The organism is Stenotrophomonas sp. Iso1 (assembly GCF_027497995.1).
GTDB lineage: Bacteria > Pseudomonadota > Gammaproteobacteria > Xanthomonadales > Xanthomonadaceae > Stenotrophomonas.
The window spans coordinates 100540-123913 of record NZ_JAODBT010000003.1 but is presented as its reverse complement, the minus strand read 5'-3'; the positions used below and the strand labels follow the sequence as shown (position 1 = coordinate 123913).

Annotated in this window: 21 protein-coding genes; 15 read left to right on the top strand and 6 right to left on the bottom strand. The window is 63.8% G+C overall.

The window, feature by feature from the left end; all coding sequences use genetic code 11:
- Positions 1–43: 43 nt before the first annotated feature.
- The gene (locus PAN08_RS13480; RefSeq protein WP_269792024.1) at positions 44–568 is read left to right on the top strand and encodes a hypothetical protein; all 525 of its coding nucleotides are present in this window, start codon (positions 44–46) and stop codon (positions 566–568) included.
- Between the two features lie 59 nt (positions 569–627).
- On the opposite strand, the gene PAN08_RS13475 is transcribed toward PAN08_RS13480, so the two are convergent.
- Positions 628–1452 carry a S1/P1 nuclease gene (locus PAN08_RS13475; RefSeq protein WP_269792023.1) on the bottom strand — a complete coding sequence of 275 codons (825 nt, stop codon included), beginning with the start codon at positions 1450–1452 and terminating at the stop codon, positions 628–630.
- Positions 1453–1565: 113 nt separating this feature from the next.
- Positions 1566–2210 (bottom strand): OmpW family outer membrane protein, encoded by a 645-nt coding sequence (locus tag PAN08_RS13470; RefSeq protein WP_269792022.1) that lies wholly within the window; start codon positions 2208–2210, stop codon positions 1566–1568.
- On the opposite strand from PAN08_RS13470, the gene PAN08_RS13465 reads away from it, so the two are divergent.
- The 4 genes from PAN08_RS13465 to PAN08_RS13450 all read left to right on the top strand — a co-directional run bounded on the left by PAN08_RS13465 (position 2209) and on the right by PAN08_RS13450 (position 7771).
- Complete coding sequence (locus PAN08_RS13465) at positions 2209–2361, top strand: hypothetical protein (protein ID WP_269792021.1); 153 nt, start codon at positions 2209–2211, stop codon at positions 2359–2361. The genes PAN08_RS13470 and PAN08_RS13465 overlap by 2 nt on opposite strands.
- 59 nt (positions 2362–2420) lie before the next feature.
- Positions 2421–3422: a type I glyceraldehyde-3-phosphate dehydrogenase gene (gene gap, locus PAN08_RS13460; protein WP_269792020.1), complete on the top strand. Its 1002-nt coding sequence runs from the start codon at positions 2421–2423 to the stop codon at positions 3420–3422.
- Between the two features lie 258 nt (positions 3423–3680).
- Complete coding sequence (locus PAN08_RS13455; RefSeq protein WP_269792019.1) at positions 3681–6389, top strand: DUF2339 domain-containing protein; 2709 nt, start codon at positions 3681–3683, stop codon at positions 6387–6389.
- Positions 6386–7771 (top strand): DUF3999 domain-containing protein, encoded by a 1386-nt coding sequence (locus PAN08_RS13450; RefSeq protein WP_269792018.1) that lies wholly within the window; start codon positions 6386–6388, stop codon positions 7769–7771. Before PAN08_RS13455 ends, PAN08_RS13450 begins: the two co-directional genes overlap by 4 nt.
- Positions 7772–7843: 72 nt before the next feature.
- On the opposite strand, the gene PAN08_RS13445 is transcribed toward PAN08_RS13450, so the two are convergent.
- On the bottom strand, positions 7844–8401 hold the full coding sequence (locus PAN08_RS13445; RefSeq protein WP_269792017.1) for a GNAT family protein: 558 nt from the start codon (positions 8399–8401) through the stop codon (positions 7844–7846).
- Between the two features lie 82 nt (positions 8402–8483).
- Between PAN08_RS13445 and PAN08_RS13440 the strand changes: the two genes are divergently transcribed.
- From PAN08_RS13440 to PAN08_RS13420, 5 genes are all read left to right on the top strand, one after another.
- Positions 8484–9662 (top strand): phosphoglycerate kinase, encoded by a 1179-nt coding sequence (locus PAN08_RS13440; protein ID WP_269792016.1) that lies wholly within the window; start codon positions 8484–8486, stop codon positions 9660–9662.
- Positions 9659–10303, top strand: coding sequence for an HAD hydrolase-like protein (locus PAN08_RS13435; RefSeq protein WP_269792015.1), 645 nt, complete (start codon positions 9659–9661; stop codon positions 10301–10303). The genes PAN08_RS13440 and PAN08_RS13435 overlap by 4 nt, the downstream gene beginning before the upstream one ends.
- A 455-nt stretch (positions 10304–10758) precedes the next feature.
- Entirely contained in the window at positions 10759–12225 is a 1467-nt protein-coding gene (gene pyk / locus PAN08_RS13430) for a pyruvate kinase (RefSeq protein ID WP_269792014.1), read from the top strand.
- Positions 12226–12385: 160 nt separating this feature from the next.
- Complete coding sequence (locus PAN08_RS13425) at positions 12386–13390, top strand: class I fructose-bisphosphate aldolase (protein ID WP_269792013.1); 1005 nt, start codon at positions 12386–12388, stop codon at positions 13388–13390.
- A 198-nt stretch (positions 13391–13588) separates the two neighbouring features.
- Positions 13589–14917 (top strand): M1 family metallopeptidase, encoded by a 1329-nt coding sequence (locus PAN08_RS13420; RefSeq protein ID WP_269792012.1) that lies wholly within the window; start codon positions 13589–13591, stop codon positions 14915–14917.
- A gap of 126 nt (positions 14918–15043) precedes the next feature.
- On the opposite strand, the gene PAN08_RS13415 is transcribed toward PAN08_RS13420, so the two are convergent.
- The 3 genes from PAN08_RS13415 to cysG form a co-directional block, all read right to left on the bottom strand.
- On the bottom strand, positions 15044–15619 hold the full coding sequence (locus tag PAN08_RS13415) for an O-acetyl-ADP-ribose deacetylase (protein WP_269792011.1): 576 nt from the start codon (positions 15617–15619) through the stop codon (positions 15044–15046).
- A 171-nt stretch (positions 15620–15790) separates the two neighbouring features.
- Entirely contained in the window at positions 15791–16750 is a 960-nt protein-coding gene (gene cysK, locus PAN08_RS13410) for a cysteine synthase A (protein WP_269792010.1), read from the bottom strand.
- Between the two features lie 21 nt (positions 16751–16771).
- A complete protein-coding gene (cysG, locus tag PAN08_RS13405) occupies positions 16772–18247 on the bottom strand; it encodes a siroheme synthase CysG (RefSeq protein WP_269792323.1) in 1476 nt (491 codons plus the stop codon).
- 153 nt (positions 18248–18400) lie between these two features.
- Between cysG and PAN08_RS13400 the strand changes: the two genes are divergently transcribed.
- The 5 genes from PAN08_RS13400 to PAN08_RS13380 all read left to right on the top strand — a co-directional run bounded on the left by PAN08_RS13400 (position 18401) and on the right by PAN08_RS13380 (position 23303).
- A complete protein-coding gene (locus tag PAN08_RS13400; RefSeq protein WP_269792009.1) occupies positions 18401–19384 on the top strand; it encodes a LysR family transcriptional regulator in 984 nt (327 codons plus the stop codon).
- A gap of 15 nt (positions 19385–19399) precedes the next feature.
- A complete protein-coding gene (locus PAN08_RS13395; protein ID WP_269792008.1) occupies positions 19400–19699 on the top strand; it encodes a hypothetical protein in 300 nt (99 codons plus the stop codon).
- Positions 19700–19912: 213 nt separating this feature from the next.
- Positions 19913–20614: an alpha/beta hydrolase gene (locus PAN08_RS13390; RefSeq protein WP_269792007.1), complete on the top strand. Its 702-nt coding sequence runs from the start codon at positions 19913–19915 to the stop codon at positions 20612–20614.
- Positions 20615–20732: 118 nt separating this feature from the next.
- Entirely contained in the window at positions 20733–21170 is a 438-nt protein-coding gene (locus PAN08_RS13385) for a DUF2946 family protein (RefSeq protein ID WP_269792006.1), read from the top strand.
- A gap of 72 nt (positions 21171–21242) precedes the next feature.
- Positions 21243–23303, top strand: a complete 2061-nt coding sequence (locus PAN08_RS13380) for a TonB-dependent copper receptor (RefSeq protein WP_269792005.1) — start codon at positions 21243–21245, stop codon at positions 23301–23303.
- Positions 23304–23374: the final 71 nt, after the last annotated feature.

Sequence of the window (23374 nt, the reverse complement as noted above, 5' to 3'; positions counted from 1 at the left end):
TATTGGATGTGCAGTGGTTTTTATTGCGGCGTTGGCAGGGTGCGTGGCCACGACGCCGGTAATCGAAGAGCCCGACAACCGCTACAACGTTGGCCACCGTCTGCTCACGCCAGAGAGTGGCGGCGGTGCTGCGGGGGCTATCCAGGCGTACACGCTGGCGGCGAGCGAAACCTTTCGCATGCCTGAGCCGGTGCAGTCGTCGCCACCGGTCATGCCCGCAGACTACGTGCGGCAGACCTTGCCGCCGACAACGCTTTGCGTCCGCGTGATCGTTGCGGCGGATGGCGGCGTCGAGCGGGTGGAGCCGCTGCTGGAACACGCCAACTGTGTGGCCGGGCGCGAGCTGGAGCACGCTTCTCTGTTGCAGGCATCGATTGCAGCAGCAACGCAGTGGACGTTCCGGCCGGCAGCCATCTGTCATTTCTCCCCCGGCAGCGAACCCATCGCACAGGGCGACTGTACGGGTGCGGTGCGGGTGGAGGACGTGCCGGTGACGTTGCTGTACGCCTTCACCTTCGAAGTGGTGAAAGGCGAAGCCCGGGTGCGCAGCCAGGGCGGCCTGCGCTAAACCACGTGCGGTACGAATGCCGCCGATGAAGCGCCGCAGCCCTTCATCGGCAGCTCGGCTCAGGGACGGTCGAGCAGCGTGTTCAACAGCGCCGCCAGGCGTTCGCCGGCCAGCCGGACCTGGGCTTCGGCCACCGGTCGCCACGTGTCTGCGTACTGCTCACCCAGCTTGCGTGTGTCCGGGTAGACGCCCGGGCGCATGGCGATATGGCAGGACTCAACTGCCCAACGCGGCGCATCCCGTTGCAATTCGGGGCGGCTGACACCTTCGGGGGAGGGCAGCGCGAGCAGCTGCTGCAGGAACTGCTCGTCGTCCCGGCGCTGGGCGTAGAACATGCCGCTGTCCCACAGTGAGTGCAGGTTGGTACCGCGACCGTCGAACTGCAGCTGATACGTATTGCCGCCGCGGTCGTGGCCGTAACCGGCATGCAACGGCTGATGGATGTCGCCCATCAGGTGGACGACGAACTTCAGTGCCTGCAGGCGTGCGGCATCGGAGTTGCTGCGGTCGGCGAGCAGGGCGGACTGGTTCTTGAGCGCCTCGACCACGCATTTGCCATCCGGGCACTGCTTGGGCTGCACGTAGGTGCAGTCTTCTTCGCCCATATTGATGTAGTGCCAAGTGGCTGAGCGCTTGCCAAGGTCCGGGTTCTGCGCACGCAGCTGGTCAGCCCAGGGGGCGATGCTGTCGAGCGTGGCGCCGGGCTCGGCAGCGAGCAGGTGCTGGATATCGGCCTTGGCCTGCGGGTCCAGCAACGGCTCAGCTACGCGCGCCACCAGCCGGTGACCTTGCGCGCCCCATGCCCAGGCATGCCCGGGGATGAGTGCGGTGGTGGCGACGGCAGCGAGTAGCAGCGGGAATGAGCGGAGCGAAAACGTTTTCATTTCCGCATTCTAGCGGCACCCGCGCGTGCGGTTGCATGCCGCATATGGCGAAACCGCCCCCACCGGGCAGGCCGGGGGAGCGGTGTGGTCGCTTTGCGGATTTACGGCCCGGCTCAGAACTTGAAGACGTAAGCCATGCCGTAGACCAGCGGATCGATCTTGGCGGTGCCCAGGTTGGCGCCGTTGACCTTCACCTTGGTGTCGATGTCAGCCCAGCGCATATCCACGCGCAGGGAGCCCTTGTCACTCAGCGCGAAGTCCAAGCCCGCATGAGCGGCCAGGCCCCACGAGTCTTCCAGCTTCAGCTTGGTGCCGGCGAGCGCCCCCTTGCTGTCGGTGCTGAAGAACTTGGTGTAGTTCACGCCCAAGCCGACGAACGGGGTGATCTTGCTGCTGTTGACGAAGTGGTACTGCAGCGAGACGACCGGCGGCAACTGCTTGGTTTCGCCGACCTTGCCGACGCCATTGATGCTGATGTCGTGCTTGAACGGCAGTGCGGCCAGCACTTCGATGCCCACGTTGTCGGCGACGAAGTACTCAAAGGTGACGGTCGGCTTGACGTCGCTGTCGACCTTGGTCGGCAGGGCACCCAAGCCCAGGGCAGAACCATTCAGGTCGCCGGCATCGGACTTGGGATCGACGGCGTGCACGCCGACGCCCAAGGTCCAGTCGCCCTTGGACTGCGCCATGGCGGGAGCGGCGACCAGGGCCATGGCGGCAGCCAGGCCGGAGAGCAACAGGGCGGAAGTCTTGCGCATGTTGTATTTCCGTTACGTGGTGGAGGTGGCGCCAGTGTCCCGGCAGCGCCCGGATGCCGCTTTGATCCTGATCAAACAAGCGTTTGCGCTCAGTGGGCAGTCAGCCGTGCTGGCGTTTGGCAAGGACGGTGGGAGCGGGCTGTGCTGTTAGAATGGCGGCCCCTTTCCACCCCCGCCGCAACGGGTTTGCGGCTGCAGGAGCTTGTGAACATGGCAATCAAGGTCGGCATCAACGGTTTCGGTCGCATCGGGCGCAACGTGCTGCGTTCGGCAGTGTTGAACTTTGGCAACGACATCGAGATCGTGGCCATCAACGATCTGCTGGAGCCGGATTACCTGGCCTACATGCTCAAGTACGACTCGGTGCATGGTCGCTTCAAGGCGGATGTGGCAGTGGAAGGCAATGATCTGCTGGTCAACGGCAAGAAGATCCGCCTGACCCAGGAGCGCGATCCGTCCAACCTGAAGTGGGACGAAGTGGGCGTTGACGTGGTCATCGAATCCACCGGCCTGTTCCTGACCAAGGACGCCGCGCAGAAGCACATCGACGCGGGCGCCAAGAAGGTGATCCTGTCGGCCCCGTCCAAGGACGACACGCCGATGTTCGTGTTCGGCGTGAACGACAAGACCTACGCCGGTCAGGCGATCATCTCCAACGCGTCGTGCACCACCAACTGCCTGGCGCCGCTGGCCAAGGTCATCAATGACAAGTGGGGCATCAAGCGTGGCCTGATGACCACCGTGCATGCGGCGACCGCTACCCAGAAGACTGTCGATGGCCCGTCCAACAAGGACTGGCGCGGTGGCCGTGGCATCCTGGAAAACATCATTCCGTCCTCGACCGGCGCCGCCAAGGCTGTCGGCGTGGTGATCCCGGAATTGAACAAGAAGCTCACCGGCATGAGCTTCCGCGTGCCGACCTCGGACGTGTCGGTGGTCGATCTGACCGTCGAACTGGAAAAGGAAGCCACCTACGCCGAGATCTGCGCCGAAGTGAAGGCACAGAGCGAAGGCGCGTTGAAGGGCATCCTGGGCTACACCGAAGACAAGGTGGTTGCCACTGATTTCCGCGGCGAGACCCACACCTCGGTGTTCGACGCCGAAGCCGGCATCGCCCTGGACAGCACCTTCGTCAAGCTGGTCAGCTGGTACGACAACGAGTGGGGCTATTCCAACAAGTGCCTGGAAATGGTGCGCGTTGTTGCTGCCTGATTCGCAGGTTGCGTGAGTGAAGAAAGGGCGCCTTGAGGGCGCCCTTTTCTTTTCCCCGGGTAGCCGTCAACAGGAAGCAGGCCACAACGCCGCCGTTTAGCCGGCAGGGCGGTGCCAGGCGTGGCTGGGCCCTGTCGGCAAAAGCCTGCCGAGCTTCGGCCGGCACTGCAAACGCCCCCAGCAACCTTTACGGCATCTTGCGTTTCCATCGCGCGTGGATAAGGTGGTGCGGCACCCCGATGGGGACAAGGACGGCAAATGGACGACACGTTGGTGTTTTGGGGATTGCTGCTGCTGGCCGTGGTGCTGGTGGTGCCGGTGCTGCTGGTGATGGCCCTGTTACAGGTGGCATCGCTGAAGCGGCGGGTATCCCTATTGGAAGCAGCCGCTGCACATTCCCCGCGCAATGCCGAGCAAGCCGAGGCCGCCGCACCGCCGCTTGCCGAACGAGAACCGGTATTCCGCACTGCGCCAGTGACGCCCCGGCCTGCATTTGAGGATAAGCAGGCGCCGACGCCGGCGGCGCCTTCAGTGCCTGTCAACGCGCCGCCTCCGCTGCCAGAGCCAACCCGGCCGGTGGTCGCCCGTGCCGAACCGGCTCCCAGGCAGTATCCACCGCAGGAATGGGCACCGCCCGCGCCGGTCGAGCCGAATCTCATCGAGCGCGGTATCGAACACGTCAAACAGTGGTTCACCAGCGGCAACGTGCCGGTCAAGGTGGGCATGCTGGTGCTGCTGGCCGGTGTCGCGGCGCTGCTGAAGTACGCCAGCGATCAGGGCTGGCTGAGTATGCCCATCGAGTTCCGCCTGGCCGCGATCAGCGCCGCCGCATTGGCCGGACTGGTGTTTGCCTGGCGCAAGCGTGAGAGCCACCGCACCTTCGCTCTGGCACTGCAGGGCGGCGCCATTGGCGTGTTGCTGCTGACCGTGTTCGCCGCGTTCAAGAACTACGGCGTGATCGATGCTGGACCGGCATTCGCGATCAGCATCGTGCTGATTGCCGGGTTGTCGGTGATGGCGGTGCTGCAGGAATCGCGCACCTTGGCCATCCTCGGCGTGCTGGCCGGTTTCATGGCGCCGATCTGGCTGTCCAGCAATAGCGGCAATCATGTCGGTCTGTTCTCGTACTACGCGCTGCTCAATGCCGGCATCTTTGCCATTGCGTGGGTAAGACCGTGGCGCATTCTCAACCTGCTGGGCTTCGCGTTTACCTGGGGCATTGGTACGGCATGGGGCGTGATGGATTACTCGCCGGCCAAGTTCAACAGCACCGAGCCGTTCCTGGTGTTGTTCTTCGTGTTTTACCTGCTATTGCCGTTGTTGTACGCACGCAAGGTGGCCACACCGGGTAGCGCACGCATTGACGGTTGCCTGTTGTTCGGCACGCCGCTGATTGCGTTCTCGCTGCAGGCGGGCCTGCTGCAGGGCGAACGTATGCCGCTGGCGCTGTGCGCGTTGGGCGTGGCCGTGTTGTATGCGGTATTGGCACGTGCCTTGATCAACAAAGAGCGGCTGGATGTACTGGCGCGCGGTTACGCCATCCTCGCGGTGGGCTTCGCCACGCTTGCAGTGCCGTTGGCCTTGTCGGCGCGCGCCACCGCATCGGTGTTTGCGCTGGAAGGTGCCGGGCTGGTTTGGCTGGGCCTGATGCAGGACCGTCGCCTCGCGCGCTGGAGCGGTATCGGCCTGCAACTGGCTGCTGCAGTGGCGTTGTTGATCGGCAGTAGCGCGATAGGGCAGGCGGAGATGGCGGTCGCCAATGCAGCGTTCATGGGCGCGTTGTTGATCGCGTTGGCCGGTTTCGCCACGGCATGGCTGTATCGCGGCGCCGGCAAAGTGCAGGTCGCCACCATTGCCTATGTATGGGGCCTGGCTTGGTGGCTGGGCAACCTCACCATGGAGATCGGCGACTTTGTCACGCACGGCAGCCGTCTGCATGCCGTGCTGGTGATGTTGGGCGTGACCGGCTGGCTGGCGGCCGAAGTGCAGCGCCGCGCGCCGGCATTGGCATTGTCACTGACCACGCTGGGCTGCCTGGTGCTGGCGTTCCCGTTGGCGTTCCTGCAGGTGTCCGAATATGGCCAGCCGTTTGCCGGCCATGGTGTGTGGGCGTGGCCGTTGTTTGCGGTGCTGGGCATGCGCAGCCTGTTGTGCCTGCGTGCCGGTAGCGGCGCGATTGCCGGGCTGGCGCAGTTGGCGTGGCTGTTGCTGTGGCCAACAGTGCTGTCGCTGCTGGCTTGGCATGTCGGTGATCGCTTCACGCTTGCCGAAGGTTGGGTTGGCTTGCTGCTGGCACTGCCGTGGCTGTTGCTGGCGGTGCTGTCGATGCGTCGCTGGACGTGGCTGTCGCAGCCGTTGGGTGCGGCATTTGATCGCTACCGCGCGGCGTTGCAGGCGGTGGTATTCGGTGTGCTGGGATTGTGGTGGCTTACCTCGTTGGCGAGTGCGGGCAGTGCTTCGCCGCTGCCGTGGATCGTGCTGTTCAATCCACTGGAGCTGGCCGAGATCGCCGTGCTGGTGTTGGCCGCGATGCGATTGTGGGAAGGGCGCAGTGCGCACATCCCACCCATGCAGTTGGTGGGCATGGCAGTGGCCGCATTGGTGCTGGTCACGGTGATGACATTGCGTGCCGTGCATCACTGGGGCGGTGAACCGTGGAATGACACGCTGCTGGGTACCCAGTTGGCGCAGACCAGTTTGACCGTGGTGTGGAGCTTGCTCGGCGTGATCGGTTGGGTATCCGGCTCGCGCCGTGGCCAGTGGGGCTTGTGGCTGGCGGGTGCGATCTTGATGGGCGTGGTGCTGGCCAAGCTGTTGCTGGTCGATCGCAGCAATCTGGGCGATCTGCTCGGCATTGGCGCATTCATCGCCTACGGCCTGTTGTGCACCTTGGTGGGCTGGCTGGCGCCGGCACCACCGCGCCGCGCAGCGGCCATCCAGAACAACAATGAGGAAGCGTCCGCATGATCAAGCGTTTGCTGTGGCTGGCCCTGCTGCCGTTGAGTGCGCAGGCCGCCGATGATTTCGCCCAGCAATGGCCGTTGCAGTTGTCCCAGCCCGATGCCGGTGCCTACCGGGTGCCGCTGGAGGCGTCGGTCTATGCCGCTGCGCATTGGCGTGACCTGCGCGATGTGCGGGTGATCGACGCCGATGGCAAGCCGGTGGCGAGCGTGGTGTACGCAGCGGCCACGCCGCTACCGGGGCCGTTGCGCACGGTGGAACTGCAGTGGTTCGCGCTGCCGGTGAGTGCCGCGACGGCCGACGACGACCTGAGCGTGGTGGTACAGCGTGATACCCAGGGCAAGGTAGTGTCGATCCGCAATTCCGTCGCCAGCGCCGGTGCAGCGGGAACAGCTGACCCGGTATGGCTGGTGGATCTGGGAGACGACGCAGGCAAGCTGCGTGCGCTGTTGGTGGACTGGGCCGATGCAGGTGCGACGCTGGATCTGGGTTATCGCCTGGAGGGCAGTGACGATCTGCGCGGCTGGCAGGTGCTGGACCCGCAAGTACGCCTGGTGCAGTTGAGCAACCAGGGCCGCGAGCTGCGCAACAACGCTATCAAGGTCGAAACCGGGTTGCGTTACCTGCGGCTGGTACCGCTGCAGCGCAGTGGCGCACCTGTGCTGCGTGGTTTGCGCGGTGAAATGGCCGACGTGGTCGATGCCGGCGATTGGCAATGGCAGGAGCTCAAGGCCGACGCCGGCGGCAGCGCGAAGGAGGGCTATTTCTATGCGTTGCAGGGGCGCTTGCCGATCCAGCGGCTGGACGTGGTGATGCCAGCCAACAGCGCTGTGAGCTGGAGTGTCTACAGTCGCGATGCAGATCGCCCCGGTGCTGACGGCAACACGCCGGATTGGCAGCTGCTGACACGGGGTTGGAATGCCTGGAATCTGAGCGAAGCCGGTAAACAGCAGCGGTCGGTGCCACTGGAAACGTCGGGGACCATCACGGATCGGCAGTGGCGCCTTCTCGCCGAGCCCGGATCCGTGCCTTCAGAAGCGCCGCTGCTGCGGCTGGGTTATCGCCCCGGCAGCGTCGTGTTCCTTGCGCAGGGGCGCGCGCCATATCTGCTGGTAGCGGGCAGTGCCAACGTGGTCGATACGCAGGCCGCACTGGATCCGATGTTGGATGCACTGCGCGCACGCAACGGTGCGCATTGGCAGCCGGCGGTCGCCAGGCTGGGCGCCAATGCAGTACGCGCGGGTGATGTGGCCTATCAAGCGACCAAGGCACCGCGCGACTGGAAGAACGTGTTGTTGTGGGCAGTGTTGGTGCTGGGTGCACTGGCCGTTGCCGGGTTTGCTTTCAGCCTGTTGCGCAGCAGTCGCGTGGAAAAGAAAGAGCCTTGAGGTCGTGCCGAGCGATGCTCGGCACGGCGGTAACAATGGCGCTTCAGCGGAGCATCGCTCCGCTTTAGAGCGTCAGCCTATTTTGAAGTCATGCCGCAGCAGGCCGTAAAACGCGGTGTCGCAGATTTCATTGTTGACGTTCCAGCGCTCGCGCAGGAGGCCTTCTCGGACGAAGCCCAGCTTTTCCAGCAGGCGGCATGAGGGTTCATTGCGTGGGTCGGCATCGGCTTCAACCCGGCGCAGCTGTAACGCATCGAATGCGTACCGCAGGATCAGGCGCAGCGCCTCGGTGGCCAGTCCACGGTGTTGCCAGTCCGGGTGCAGGCTGTAGCCGATCTCTGCGCGGCCCTGCGTGAGATCCAGCGCGAATAGCGCGCTTGTACCGATCAGCTGGTCACTGTCTGCATCGGCAATGGCCCAGATCAGAATGTCGAGTTCGCGCCGCTGGCGTTGGATGTCGGCCACTTTCTGCTCGGCCTGTGCCAGCTCGGTCCAGGCCGGGTAGCTCCAATAGCGCATCACTTGCGGGTTGGAATGGATGGAGAACAGTGCCGAGGCGTCGTCGTCACGCACGTCGCGCAGGCGCAGCCGGTCGCTATGCAATTCAGGTTGGGGCAGACGTGTTTGCATCGGATTGAGCCTTTGGTTTGCCCCCAGCGGACGGGGCGGGCGAAAATGGCGGTTTCCCACCCCCAGCGGAGCAGATCCTGCCATGTCCATCGTTCGTATGACCGACCTCGACCTTTCCGGCAAGCGTGTATTGATCCGCCAGGATCTGAACGTGCCGATCGACGACAGCGGCAAGATCACCTCCGAGCAGCGCATCACCGCGTCGCTGCCAACCCTGAAGCTGGCGCTGGAAAAGGGGGCCGCCGTGCTGGTCACCTCGCACCTGGGCCGCCCGAAGGAAGGCGTCTGGAGCGAGGCCGATTCGCTCGCGCCGGTGGCCAAGCGCCTGTCCGAACTGCTCGGCGTGGACGTGCCGCTGGTCAAGGATTGGGTGGACGGCGTTGAAGTAGCCCCGGGCAAGATCGTGCTGCTGGAAAACTGCCGCATGAACGTGGGTGAGGGCAAGGATGACGAGGCGCTGTCGAAGAAGTACGCCGCGCTGTGCGACGTGTTTGTGATGGACGCCTTCGGCACCGCGCACCGCGCGCAGGCGTCCACCCACGGCGTGATCCGCTTCGCCCCAGTTGCTGCCGGCGGCCCGCTGCTGATGGCCGAACTGGACGCGCTGGACAAGGCGTTGGCCAACCCGGCGCGCCCGCTGCTGGCGATCGTCGCCGGCTCCAAGGTGTCGACCAAACTGGAACTGCTGTCCAGCCTGGTAAGCAAGGTTGACCAGCTGATTGTGGGCGGCGGCATCGCCAACACCTTCATCGCTGCCGAAGGCCACGGCGTGGGCAAGTCGCTGGTGGAGAATGATCTGCTCGACACCGCGCGCAAGATCGACGCCGACACCAGGGCGCGCGGCGCTGAAATCCCGTTGCCGATCGACGTGGTGGTGGCCCCGGCTTTCGCTGCCGATGCGCCAGCGACGGTCAAGGCGGTCAACGCGGTGGAAGCGGACGACATGATTCTGGATATCGGCCCGCAGACGGCTGCGCAGTACGCCGAGCTGATCGCCAAGGCCGGCACCGTGGTGTGGAACGGCCCGGTCGGCGTGTTCGAGTTTGATGCATTCGGCAAGGGTACTGAGGCGATGGCGCGGGCGATTGCCAGTTCCAGCGCGTTCTCGATTGCCGGCGGTGGCGACACGCTTGCAGCGGTCGACAAGTACGGCATCGCCAAGCAGGTGAGCTACATCTCCACCGGTGGTGGCGCGTTCCTGGAGTTCCTGGAGGGCAAGACCTTGCCGGCCGTCGCGGCCCTGGAGGCTCGCGGTTCGTGAGCCGCGATGTGTTCTTCTTTGATCTGGACGGCACGCTGATTGATTCCGCCGTCGGCATCACCAGCTGCGTGGCTTATGCGCTGGAAAAACTGCAGCAGCCGGTGCCGCCGATGGTTGAGCTACGCAAGTGGATCGGCCCGTCGCTGCGTACCAGCTTCACGCCGTTGTTGGGTGATGCGCAGCAGGTGGAACACGCGGTCGCGTTGTACCGCGAACGCTTCGAGGTGATTGGCTGGCAGGAGCACGACATCTACGCCGGTATCGGTGATGTGGTGCAAGGCCTGCACGCGGCGGGGCATCGCTTGGCCGTGGTCACCGCGAAAAACGAACCGCACGCACGCCGCATCGTCGAGCATCTGCCGTTCGGTGGTTGCTTTGAAAATGTGATTGGCGCAACGGAAGACGGCTCGCGCAGCAACAAGCCAGAGTTGATCGCCGAGGCATTGCAACGGTTGTCGTTGCAGCCTGCACAGTGCTGGATGATCGGCGACCGACGCATGGATATCGAAGGTGCGCGTCATCACGCCATGCGCAATGTGGGCGTGGCGTGGGGCTTTGGTGGCCGTGAGGAGCTGGAAGCGGCGGGCGCCGGGGCGGTGGCTTCGACGCCGGATGAGCTGGCGGTATTGCTGCGCGGCTGATTGGATCGCACGTGATGGGATTCAGGGCTCCGGTTTCCGGAGCCCTTGTTCTTTGAGGGGTGTCATTTTCTTCGATTCGTTATTCCCGCCTGCGCAGGAAGGGCGATCCGGCCATTGGCAAGGGAGCTCACACACCAACGTCGCACGCGACACGCTCCCGTTTCATGGCCCGGCCATGTCTTCTCTGTCCGCAGCTAACGACAATGCATGTCCGTCCATTCCGCCCACGTCATCGCGGTGTAACGGCAGCTTCCATTGCGGGCTGTCGCCAGAATCACCATGGCCTGATCAAGCCGGTGATAGGACTCGCGTTGTCATACCGTACGGTATGTCCAGACAGGCTGTCCGGACTGTCTTTGGGACAGCGCAGAAAGTGTTTTATGAAATCGTATGCGACATCGTTGTCATGCAGTGGATGTGCTAATTTCGATGGCTTCATAGGGAGATTGAGCACCATGACCGAACGCCAGCGCCGCACCAAGATTCTTGCCACCCTCGGACCGGCTACGGATGCGCCAGGGGTGCTGGATGAGCTGTTCCGCGCCGGCGTCAACGTGGTCCGCCTGAACTTCTCCCATGGCGATCCGGCCGGCCAGGCAAAGCGTGCCGCCGACGTGCGCGCCGCCGCCCAGCGTGTGGGCGTGGAAGTGGGCATCCTGGCGGACCTGCCGGGCCCGAAGATCCGCATCGAGCGCTTTGCCGAAGGCAAGGTGCAGCTCAAGGCCGGTGATCGCTTCGACCTGATCGCCAGCAGCACCGCTGTACCGGGCGACGCCACCCAGGTGGGTGTGAGCTACCTCGGCCTGCCGCAGGACGTGGGCCCGGGCGACGTCCTGCTGCTCGACGATGGCCTGATGCAGCTGCAGGTGGTCGAAGTGCAGGGCGAGCGCATCATCAACACCGTGCTCAACGACGGCGTGCTGTCCGATCGCAAGGGCCTGAACAAGCAGGGCGGCGGTCTGTCGCTGGGCGCGTTGACCGAGCGCGACAAGGAATTGATCGGCATCGTCGCCAAGATTGGCGTGGACTTCATTGCCGTGTCGTTCTGCCGCAATGCGCAGGACATGAACGATGCCCGCGCAATCGCCGAATCACATGGCTGCTACGCCGCGTTGGTCTCCAAGATCGAGCGCACCGAAGCCATCGAGAACCTGGAAGAAATCGTTGACGCCAGCGACGTGGTGATGGTGGCGCGTGGTGATCTGGGCGTGGAAATCGGCGATGCCGAACTGCCAGGCCTGCAGAAGAAAATCATCAAGGCCTCGCTGGCGCAGAACAAGGTGGTGATCACCGCCACGCAGATGCTGCAGTCCATGGTCGAAAGCCCGATCCCGACCCGTGCTGAAGTGCTGGACGTGGCCAACTCGGTCATCGACGGTACCGATGCAGTGATGCTGTCGGCCGAAACTGCCGCCGGTGCGTATCCGGTGAAGGCCGTCGAGGCGATGGCCCGCATCTGCCTGGGTGCCGAGCGCCAGTTCCAGACCGAGACCGACTTTGGCGCGTCGCCGCGCAACCTGGAACGTGCCGATCAAGCCATCGCCATGGCCACCATGTTCCTGTCCCAGCACGTGGGCGTTCGCGCGATTGTGGCGATGACTGAATCCGGTGGTACCGCGCGTTACCTGTCGCGCTTCCGTGCTTCGGCCCCGGTGTTTGCGGTAACCCGCCACGACGGCGCGCGCCGGCAGATGGCGCTGATGCGCGATGTATTCCCGATCAACTTCGACAGCCGCGGCTTCACCCCGCGCGAAGCGGCACGCGGCAGCATCCGCCTGCTGGTCGAGGCTGGGTTGCTGGAAGCGGGTGACCGCGTGGTGTTCACCAGCGGCGAACACATGGAAACCCACGGCGCCACCAACACCCTGCGTCTGCTGGAAGTGGGCGCCGATGGGCGTGCCAGCGGCCTCGGCGGCCTCTGAGCGGACAAAGCAAGCCACCGCCCCGGTCAAAAGCTGATCGGGGCGGACAGGAATTGTCCCAGCGACAGCTTGAAAGCGGTTCCAGACCTCGCGGGCAGCCAGCCCACGAGCGGGGCGGGCTATAATCCCGGTTTTCCCGCACCTTGGTTACAGGAATCTCATGAGCATCGAACTGCTGGCTGAAACCGCCCAGGCAATGGTCGCCCCGGGCAAGGGCATCATCGCCATTGACGAATCCACCGGCACGATTGCCAAGCGCTTTGCCAGCGTGGGCATCGAGAACACGGAAGAGAATCGCCGTGCTTACCGCGAGCTGCTGCTGACCACGCCCAAGCTCAACGAGCACATCTCCGGCGCGATCCTGTACGACGAAACCATCCGTCAGTCGACCAAGGACGGCGTGCCGTTCGCCAAGTACATGACCGACAACGGCATGATCCCGGGCATCAAGGTCGACAAGGGCGCGCACCCGCTGGCCGGTTGCCCTGAAGAGCTGGTGACCGAAGGCCTGGACGGCCTGCGTGAGCGCCTGCAGGAGTACTACAAGCTCGGTGCCCGTTTCGCCAAGTGGCGTGCGGTGATCAACATCGGCGAAAACATCCCGTCTGGCACCTGCATCGAGTCCAACGCCCACGCGCTGGCCCGTTATGCAGCCCTGTGCCAGGAATGCGGCCTGGTGCCGATGGTTGAGCCGGAAGTGATCATGGACGGCGACCACGACATCGAGACCTGCTACGAAGTCACCGAAGCCACCCTGCGTTCGCTGTTCGACGCCCTGTACCAGCAGAACGTGGTGCTGGAAGGCACCATCCTGAAGGCTTCGATGGTCATTCCGGGCAAGCGCTGCGACGAGCAGGTTGACGTGGAAGAAGTGGCCGAGTCGACCGTGATGTGCCTGAAGTCGACCGTGCCGGCAATCCTGCCGGGCATCGTGTTCCTGTCCGGTGGCCAGAGCGACGAGCAGTCCACCGCTCACCTCAACGCCATGAACCAGATGGGCAACCTGCCGTGGCCGCTGAGCTTCTCCTACGGCCGTGCCATGCAGCAGGCTGCACTGAAGCTGTGGGCCAAGGACGTCAAGGGCAACTACGCCGCCGCACAGAAGACCGTGTACGAGCGCGCCAAGGAAAACGGCCTGGCTGCACTGGGCAAGTGGGAAGACTGATAGGTCTTTCTGCGTGATGTGATCAAAACGCCGGCCCTGTGCCGGCGTTTTTTGTTGTCGGCCCCGCGCATCGCAGGGTCACTGCGGGAAAGGGGCAAGCGGCCCAGCTTGCAGGCCGTTCCACTTCATCACTGCGTAGACGGGGGAGAAAGGCGCATTGACATGCCTACAATCGGCGTTTCCGTTCAGGGCAGTCGGATGCGAAGCAAGATCAATCGCGGATTGTGCATGGCCGTGTCGATGGCGCTGGCGGTACCGGTGTTCGCCGCACAAACGCGGGCCTTCGATGTCCTGCACTACGCGGCCACGCTGGACTTCGATATTCCTGCGGGCGAAGTGCGCGGTGAAGCAACGCTGCGCTTCCGCGCCGGAGAGACGCCGCTATCGCAGTTGTCGCTGGACAGTGGAGAACTGGTGATCGATTCGGCCACGCAGAACGGCGTGCCACTGGCTTTCGAGCACGCGGAGGGAAAGCTTTCCATCACGTTGTCCGAACCATTGCGCGCCGGTGGCGAAAGCCGCGTGACCCTGCGTTACCACGGCAAGCCCGCCTATGGTCTGGAGTTTGCTGCCGAGCGCAACGAGGTCTACACGATTTTTTCCACTAGCCAGTGGATGCCATCGGTGGATGCGCCGGACGAGCGCGCCACACTGGAACTGGCCTTGCGCCTGCCGAAGCATCTTCAGGCAACCGCAGTGGGAGAGGCATTGCCTTCGCGACGGCTGGAGGATGGACGCATCGAGCACCGTTGGCATCTGCGCGCGCCCATGCCTGGCTATGTGTATGGTTTCGCGGCTGGTCCGTATCAACACGCCGTGCAGGCGCACGGCGGTAAGCAATTGCACTACTACGCGGTGGACCGTTCCCCGGCGGAACTGCGCGAGGTGTTCGCCGCCAGCGGCGACATGCTGGACTTCTTCGCTGACCGCGCCGGGCTCACCTATGAAGGTGATTACCACCAGGCGTTGGTGGCGCGCACCATCGGCCAGGAAATGGCGGGTCTGTCGCTGATGTCCGAGGCCTACGGAAAGCGCGTACTGGACGATCCCACGCAGTTGGGCCTGATGGCGCATGAGGCCGCGCACCAGTGGTGGGGTAACCGGGTGACCTGCGCGGGTTGGGAGCACTTCTGGCTCAACGAGGGGTTTGCCAACTTCATGACCGCTGCGTGGCTGCAGCATGCGCAAGGTGAAGCGGCTTACCAGCAGATGGTGACGGGGTGGCGTACCCGCGTACTGGCGTTGCGGGAAAAGGGCGCGGACCGCGCGCTGGTTTTCCCGGATTGGAACAAGCCCACGGCAGATGACCGCGCCGTGGTCTACCAGAAGGGGGCCTTGGTGTTGCACCTGCTGCGTCAGGAACTGGGCGAAGAGGTGTTCTGGCGTGGGCTGCGGGCTTATACGCAGGCCCATGACGGTCGCTCCGTGGTCACTGCGGATTTCCAGCAGGCAATGGAAACGGCAGCCGGTCGCTCGTTGCAGCCGTTCTTTGACGATTGGGTCTATGGAGCCGCTGGCCGCCTCTGAAATGGGCAGCCATCAGCGGGTGCGGCCACGCGGTCGCGTTGATGGCTGTCTGAGCGCGGAGTGGCCGCTACAGCGTTGTGGTGATGGAGAACATTGCAGTCCTTCGCCCAATCGCCAACGATGGGCTCAGCCCATTGCCGGTTTCAGATCATCAAGGAAAAGGTTTTTCTGTGACCCGCCCGCGTCCGCCAAGGCCTGTTGGTAGATCTTGAAGGCTGCTGCGTTGTAGGCGACCAGAATGATCCGCAATGGGCGCGCGTGGCTCTTCTGCCACGTGACGGTTTCGGTGACAGCGATGTTGGCGGCTTGATGCAGTGGGTAGCCATACACGCCACAGCTGATCGCGGGGAAGGCGATGGATTCCAGTTCCATGCGTTCGGCCAGACGCAACGATTGCCAATAACAGTTGGCCAGTAGCGCGGCTTCATCATGGCGGCCATCACGCCACACCGGGCCGACGGTATGGAACACGTGCCGGGCCGGCAACGCGTGCCCGGCGGTGGCGCGGACCTCACCGGTAGGGCAACGGATGCCGGAGCGAAGCTCCGGCAACTGCTCGCACTCGGCCAGCAGGCCGGGGCCAGCTGCACGATGGATAGCACCGTCCACGCCACCCCCACCCAGCAGGGTTTCGTTGGCCGCGTTGACGATGACGTCAACGGCCAATTGGGTGATGTCGCCTTGCCAGACTTCGATGCTCATGGGTGTGATCTTCCGCCGCCGTGTATGAGAGAAACGTGACGGGCGTATGCATCCACCCGGCGCCGGCAAAGCCTGACTGTGCGGCGTCTCACCGTGCGCGATTGGCGGCGACGGAAAGCACAAAGGCCGCGCGTGGCGGCCTTTGTACGGTATCAAAAACAGTAGCTGGAATTACGGAATGCCGGCCAACCAGTCGTCGTCCGAACCGTCGTTGATATCGGCGAACAGCGGCGTGGAGAAATAGCGTTCGCCGGTATCGGGCAGCACCGCCAGGATCACCGAGCCGGCCTGCGCCTTGGCCGCCACTTCCAGCGCGGTGGCCACGGTGGCACCAGCGGAGATGCCGACGAAGATGCCTTCTTCGGCAGCCAGGCGGCGCGAGGTTTCGATGGCGCGTTCATCCTGGATCGAATACAGCTCGTCGTAGACCTCACGGTTGAGCACTTCCGGCACGAAGTCCGGGGTCCAGCCCTGGATCTTGTGCGGGGTGAACTCCTTGCCGGCCAACAACGCGGCGCCGGCCGGTTCGGTGGCGATGATGCGGGTATCGGGCCGCGCAAGTTTCAACACTTCGCCCACGCCGGTGAGGGTGCCGCCAGTGCCCCAGCCGCTGACGAAGTAATCCAGGCGCTTGCCAGCGAAGTCACGCAGGATTTCGGCGGCAGTGGTCTGGCGATGGAAGGCCGGATTGGCGGGATTGGTGAACTGGCTGGCCAGGAACCAACCATGCTGCTGCGCCAGCTCCGCCGCCTTGCGCACCATGCCGGTGCCGCGCTCGGCGGCCGGGGTCAGGATGACCTTGGCGCCGTAGGCACGCATCAGCTTGCGACGTTCAATGGAGAAGGTTTCCACCATCGTCGCCACGAACTTGTAGCCGCGCGCTGCGGCGACCATGGCCAGTGCCACACCGGTGTTGCCGGAGGTCGCTTCGACAATGGTGTCGCCGGGCTTGAGCAGGCCTTTCTTCTCAGCGTCGAGAATGATGGCCAGCGCCAGGCGGTCCTTCACCGAGCCGCCCGGGTTGAACGATTCAACCTTGGCGTAGACATCCACGCCCGCCGGCGCCAGACGGTTGAGCTTGACCACCGGGGTGTTGCCGATGGTGTCCAGAATGCTGTTGTAAATGGCCATTGGGATCTCCGGTAAAGGCAATCAGGCGGCGTCGGCCAGTGTGGTCGTCGACGTCTTTGCGGGAAGTGAGGAAACGGTGGGCAAGGCGTGCAGCGGGGCATTGCCGAACCAATGCAGTTCGTCAGCCAGCGCCGCTACGTCGCCCAGAATGAGCAGGGCCGGGGACTGCACCTGATGGTGGCGGGCGGTACCGGGCAGATCGCGCAGTTGACCGGTGACCACGCGCTGATTGCTGCGTGAGCCGTTTTCGACCAGTGCGAAGGGCGTGCTCGCCGACAGCCCGGCGCCGGTCAGACGCTGTTGGATCTGTTCCAGCGCGGCCACGCCCATGTAGAACACCAGCGTTTGCCGGGCCTTGGCCAGTTCCGGCCAGTCCAGCGTGTCCATCGAATCCTTGCAGTGCGCGGTGACCAGACGCAGCTGCTGCGCGTGGTCGCGATGCGTGAGCGGAATGCCGGCATAGGCCGCGCAGGCCAGTGCGGCGGTGATGCCGGGTACCACTTCGTAGGGCACGTCATGGGCACGCAGGAACTGCAATTCCTCGCCGCCACGGCCAAATACGAAGGCATCACCGCCTTTGAGTCGCACCACCCGGCGGCCTGCACGGGCGTGTTCCAGCATCAGCGCATGAATGTGCTCCTGCGCGGTGCTGTGGCCCTGCGCGGATTTGCCGACTTCCACGTAGTCGGCATCGCGACGCGCCAGCTGCAGCACTTCAATGCTGACCAGACGGTCATAAAGAATCACGTCGGCCTGGTTGAGCGCGCGCAGGGCGCTGAGCGTGAGCAGGCCGGGATCGCCCGAGCCGGCGCCGACCAGCACTACCGAGCCTTTGCTGGTAGCGCTGTGGCCGGCAATCGTCTGTGACAACAAGGCCTGGGCTGCCCCGTCCTGACGGCGACGCAGCAGACCCAGCAAGGGGCTTTCAATCAGGCGGTCGAAGAACTGGCGACGTGGGCCCAGTTCGGGAAAACGGCTGCGGATGGCGCTGCGGTGTTGGCCCACCAACTCCACCAGCTGGCCCCATGCATGATCGAACAGCTGCTCCAACTGACGGCGGACATGGCGCGCGACCATTGGTGCTGCGCCGCCGCTGGAAATGGCGATCTGCAGCGGGCCGCGTTCGACCACGGCAGGCACATGGAACGTGGACAACTGGGCATCGTCGACCACATTCACAAACAGGCGACGTGCTTCAGCGGCTTCGGCGACCGCACGGTTGGTGGTGGCGTCGTCGGTGGCAGCGATCACCAGCCAGATATCGTCAGCCAGCCATTGCGGATCAAACCGGCCCGACAGCCACTGCACACGCTGTGTCTGCGCCAGTTCAGTTAGCGCGGGCGACAGCTCGGGTGAGCCGATACGGGGCAGGGCACCGGCATGCAGCAGGGCCAGCACCTTGCGTTCGGCCACCGCACCACCGCCAACCACCAGCACAGCCCGGCCTTTGAGGGCGGCAAACAGGGGAAACAGGGCGGTGTCCAAGGCAGTCGGCAGGCTCAACAGGAGGCCGCTGACCGTAGCGCTGGGCTTGCCAGCCCCGGAAATGACTTGCGTCGCGAATTAAATAACTTTCGGTTATAAGAACGAACGGAAATTTGACCTACAGTCAGCCGACACCTTCTTTTGACGTTTTCCGATGACGCCGCAATGACCCTGACCCAATTGCGCTACCTCGTTGCCATTGCCGATGCCGAGCTCAACATCACGCTCGCTGCAACGCGGGTGCATGCTACACAGCCGGGTTTGTCCAAGCAGCTCAAACAACTGGAAGACGAGCTGGGCTTCCTGTTGTTCGTGCGCAAGGGGCGCAGCCTGGAAACGGTGACGCCGGCCGGTGAGGAAGTCATTGCCCGGGCGCGCGCTGTACTGGCGGAAGCCAACAATATCCGTACCTATGCCGCCAACCAGCGCCGCGAAAGCCACGGCCAGTTGATCCTGACCACCACGCATACGCAGGCGCGCTTCGTCCTGCCGCCAGCGGTGGCGCGCATCAAGCTGGCGTACCCGCAGGTCAGCGTGCACCTGCAGCAAGCCGCCGAAAGCGATGCGCTGGATCTGTTGAGCCAGGGCGATGCGGATATCGCCATCATCAGCACCGCCGGCAGCGAGCCGACCACCGGCATCGCGGTGCCGCTGTACCGCTGGCGACGGCTGGTGCTGGTGCCCAAGGGACACGCGCTGGATCGTGCCGGCAAAACCCCGGACATGGCTGCATTGGCTGAGCACCCGTTGATCAGTTACGAATCCTCCACGCGTGCGAGTTCGTCACTGCGACGTGCATTTGCCTCGCAGCAATTGGAGCCGGACCTGGCGCTGACCGCGCTGGATGCGGACCTGATCAAAACCTATGTGCGCGCGGGGCTTGGTGTGGGCCTGCTGGCGGAAATGGCCGTCAGCGGCAACGACACCGATCTGCGGGCCTGGCCGGCTCCCGCAGCGATTCCCGAGTGCATTGCGTGGGCCGTACTGCCGCGTGATCGCGTGCTACGCGACTACGCATTGGAACTGGTGCATGTGCTGGCACCGCAGATCGACAAGCGCGACCTGCGCCGTGTGCTCGATGGCAACCAGAGTGCGAACTGGCCATTGCCGCCAACGTGGGAATCGTTGACGCAGACGATTACGAGTTGAGTCGAGGCACTCGGCGTGACCTTTTTCCGGGTAAAGCTTTCGGGTTCGGGGATTTGCCTGCCGTTTGACGATCCGTCTGGCGACATCATTGGCTTCTTCGTCACGCGCCAGGTCCGTGCCAAGAGCGTAGAAGAAGCGGGCATTCTCGCCAAGCGCCTAGTCCTTTCCGAATGGCAGCCAGGTGCGCTCTATGCAGAAGCAAACAAGGGATCGTCGCTCGAGCCGCTGATAGAGGAGGTCTGGAAGGTGGGTTTCCTCGTGGGGATATTGCAGCGCGATTTTGGCGGTTACACCTTCTATCAGCGTGATGATTGAATGAGAAAGGCTGCTTTGCAGTCTGCCCCACGTTGCATTGGGCATGGCCCCTTAGGTGATACTTCGATGAAGCAGGGGCCTGACTGACTTGCATCACGGGTGTCGGTCATCCGTATCCTCACTATCCATCATCATGACGAACATGAACTTGTAGACGATGAAGTCACAGATGGCGGTGACCATACGTGTCGTCCCTGACAGCGGAAGGCTGCCATGACCGAGCTCGTTATTCTTCCCGGCCTGGATGGCACAGCAACGTTGCACGCAACGTTCATTGCTGCACTCGGTAGTGCGTTCGATTCGGTGCATGTGATGCGGTATCCCGTCGATGAGATGTTGGACTACGCGGCGCTGGAGCGGCGGGTCCGCGACGGGTTTCCTACTGCCAAGCCGTTTGTCTTGCTGGGGGAATCCTTCTCCGGGCCGCTGGCCATTTCCATTGCTGCCGATCCACCGGCCAACATGGTGGGCCTGATCCTGTCCACGACCTTTGCCAAGGCACCAATCCCACTGTCCGGCCTGTTAGGGCCGTTGGCGTCTTTCGCGCCGGTGCGGAGCGTGCCGCTGTCCGTGATGACCTGGATGCTGCTCGGACGATGGAACTCTCCCGAGCTTGAAGAAGGCTTGCGCCATGCTTTGAAGAGTGTCAGCCCGAAGGTGCTGCAGCACCGTGCCGGTCTCACGATGCGGGTCGATGTGTCCGCGCTTCTGGATAAGGTAAAGCTCCCTACGCTTTATCTGAGGGCAGTCGACGATCGATTGTTGTCGTCATCAGCGCATCGCTCAATCGCATTGGAGATCGAACATTGCACCGTGGTTGATGTGACCGGCCCGCATCTGTTGCTGCAGGCCGCTGCTGCTGAATGCGCGGAAATCGTGAAGCGCGCGGCGCGTGAGCATCGTTGGCTGCGATGAGGCGTACAAGGCAATGACGACCGGATGCGTGGTCGAGCTGCATCTCAACGTCATGCGTCAAACGGTCGCACCTCACCTGAGCGGGAGAATCCCCGCTCCCCGCTAGAATTGCGCGGTCATGCGTTCCGCCCGTTTCCAATCCTTCCTGCTCCTGCTGGCATTCGTCGCTGCGTTGTTGATGGCGGTGGCGCCGGTGGTCAGCCGCTGGGTGCAGGCCGGGCATACGCAACATGCGGCGATGATGGAAATGGCACCTGCGGCAACGAGTAGTGTGCATGCCGGCCATCACGACATGACTGCCGAGGAACATGCGCGGCATATGGCGGCGGCTGCACCCGCCAACATGCCGCAGGCTCCAGTCGATCCGCACGCCGCACATGGCGAAGCCTGCGACTACTGCACCATGGCGTCGCGCCTGCTGCCTTGGCTGGCGGTCTTGCTGGTGCTGGCACCGCTGTTGTATCGGCTTGCGCCCGAATCTCCCCGCACCCTCCGCTTGCCAGCCGATCTGCGCTGGCCGGCACATCTGGCGCGCGGGCCACCGCAGTTCTCCTGAAAGACACCCACCTTTCTTTTCGTCGCGCGCTGCCCACCGGCAAGGCGTGACGGTGTCGTATTGGAGAACCTTATGTACGTTGCTTCCCGCATGCCGGGTGTCCCGGCGTGTTTGTCTGTCTGCGTCTGTATCGCGCTGTTTCCTTTGCTCGCCCGTGCTGACGAGCGCGCTTCCACTCAAACCCTGGACACGTTGGTGGTTACCGCCGCTGCGCCTTCCTCGCCGCTGCATTGGGAGACCGATCCGCGTCTGCCACGGCAACCGGTGCCGGCCAGTGATGGCGCCGATTACCTGAAGACCATCCCCGGTTTCGCGGCTATCCGAAATGGCGGCACCAATGGTGATCCAGTGCTGCGCGGCATGTCCGGTTCGCGGCTGAATATCCTCAGCAACGACGGCAATCTGATTGGCGCCTGCCCGTCACGCATGGACAATCCGTTGTCGTACATTGCGCCGGAAACCTACGACCGGTTGGTCATCATCAAGGGCCCGCAAAGCGTGCGCTGGGGCGCGGGTGCGTCAGCAGGCACGGTCCGGTTTGAACGCGACACGCCGCGCTTCGATGCGCCGGGGATGGAGCTGAAGGCGAGTGCGTTGGTCGGTTCCAACAACCGCAACGATCAGATGCTTGATGGCAGTTTTGGCAGTACATCGGGCTATGTACGGATCAACGGCAATCGTTCCGAGTCCGACGATTACCAGGATGGCAACGGCGACGTGGTGCCATCGCGCTGGCGTAAATGGAATACCGATGCCGCCATCGGCTGGACGCCCGATGCCGACACGGTGCTGGAACTCAACGCCGGCACCGGCGATGCACTGGCACGCTACGCCGGGCGCGGTATGGACGGCGCATCGTTCAAGCGCAACAGCTACGGCCTGCGCTTTGAGAAGAACAACCTGCCCGGTGCGTGGGACAAGTTGCAGGCCAATCTGTACTACAACAGCGCCGACCACCTGATGGACAACTACACGCTGCGCACGCCCAACCCTGACAGCAGCATGCCCATGCCGATGGCATCGAACGTGGAACGGCGCACCACCGGCGGCCGCGTGGCGTCGGAATGGCGCTGGCAGGAGGTGGCGATCGTCGCCGGCATCGATGCCCAGGAAAGCCGCCATCGCCAGCGTAATGGCATGGGCCGTAATACCTGGCAGCAGCAACCGTGGACCCGCGATGCCGACTTCAGCACGCAGGGCGTGTTCACCGAACTCACCCTGGGTGAGGGCACCGCGCAACGCTGGCTCAGCGGACTGCGCCTGGACAAGGCAGAAGCCAAGGATCTGCGTTTGAGCACCGGCATGATGAACATGCCCAACCCCACCGCCGGGCAGACACGAAAGGAGACGCTGGGTAGCGGTTTCCTGCGCTACGAGCGCGATTACGGCCAGGCGTGGACCTGGTACGCCGGGCTTGGCCACAGCGAACGCATGCCCGACTACTGGGAACTGTTCTCCGCCGACGCCGGCCCGACGGGCAGCGCGAATGCCTTTGCGGGCGTGAAACCGGAAAAAACCACACAGTTGGATTTCGGCCTGCAGTTCCGCAGCCAAAAACTGGATGCCTGGGTGTCGGCGTATGCCGGTCAGTTGCAGGACTACATCCTGTTCAACTACCGCAGCGGCGGCATGATGGGGAGCAGTACGCAGGCGAGCAATGTTGATGCACGTATTGCCGGTGCCGAAGCGGGTGTGGAATGGCGACCGTCGCAGGGGTGGAAACTGGGCAGTACGCTGGCCTATGCCTGGGGTGAGAACCGCGATCAGAACCGTCCGCTTCCGCAGATTCCGCCACTGGAAGCCCGCTTGAACGCGAGCTACGAGCGGGAGCGCTGGTCGGCCGGTGCGCTGTTGCGTGCCGCTACCCGCCAGAACCGCGTGGCACCGGATCAAGGCAATGTGGTCGCCCGAGACCTCGGCCCGAGTGCGGGTTTTGCCACGCTGTCGCTCAATGGTGCCTATCGCATCAACCAGGGCCTACGCGCCAGCGTCGGTGTGGACAATCTTTTCGACCGCGTTTACGCCGAGCACCTGAATCTTGCTGGTAGCGCCGATTTTGGCTTCCCGGCGGACCCAGTGCGGATCAACGAGCCGGGGCGCGCATTCTGGTTGAAGCTGGACTATCGCTACTGATCGTCGCCCACAGCGCCCCGCGACGGCTTACCGCCAGCGGGGCGCTGTGGCATGCTCGCCGCACCTGAGCA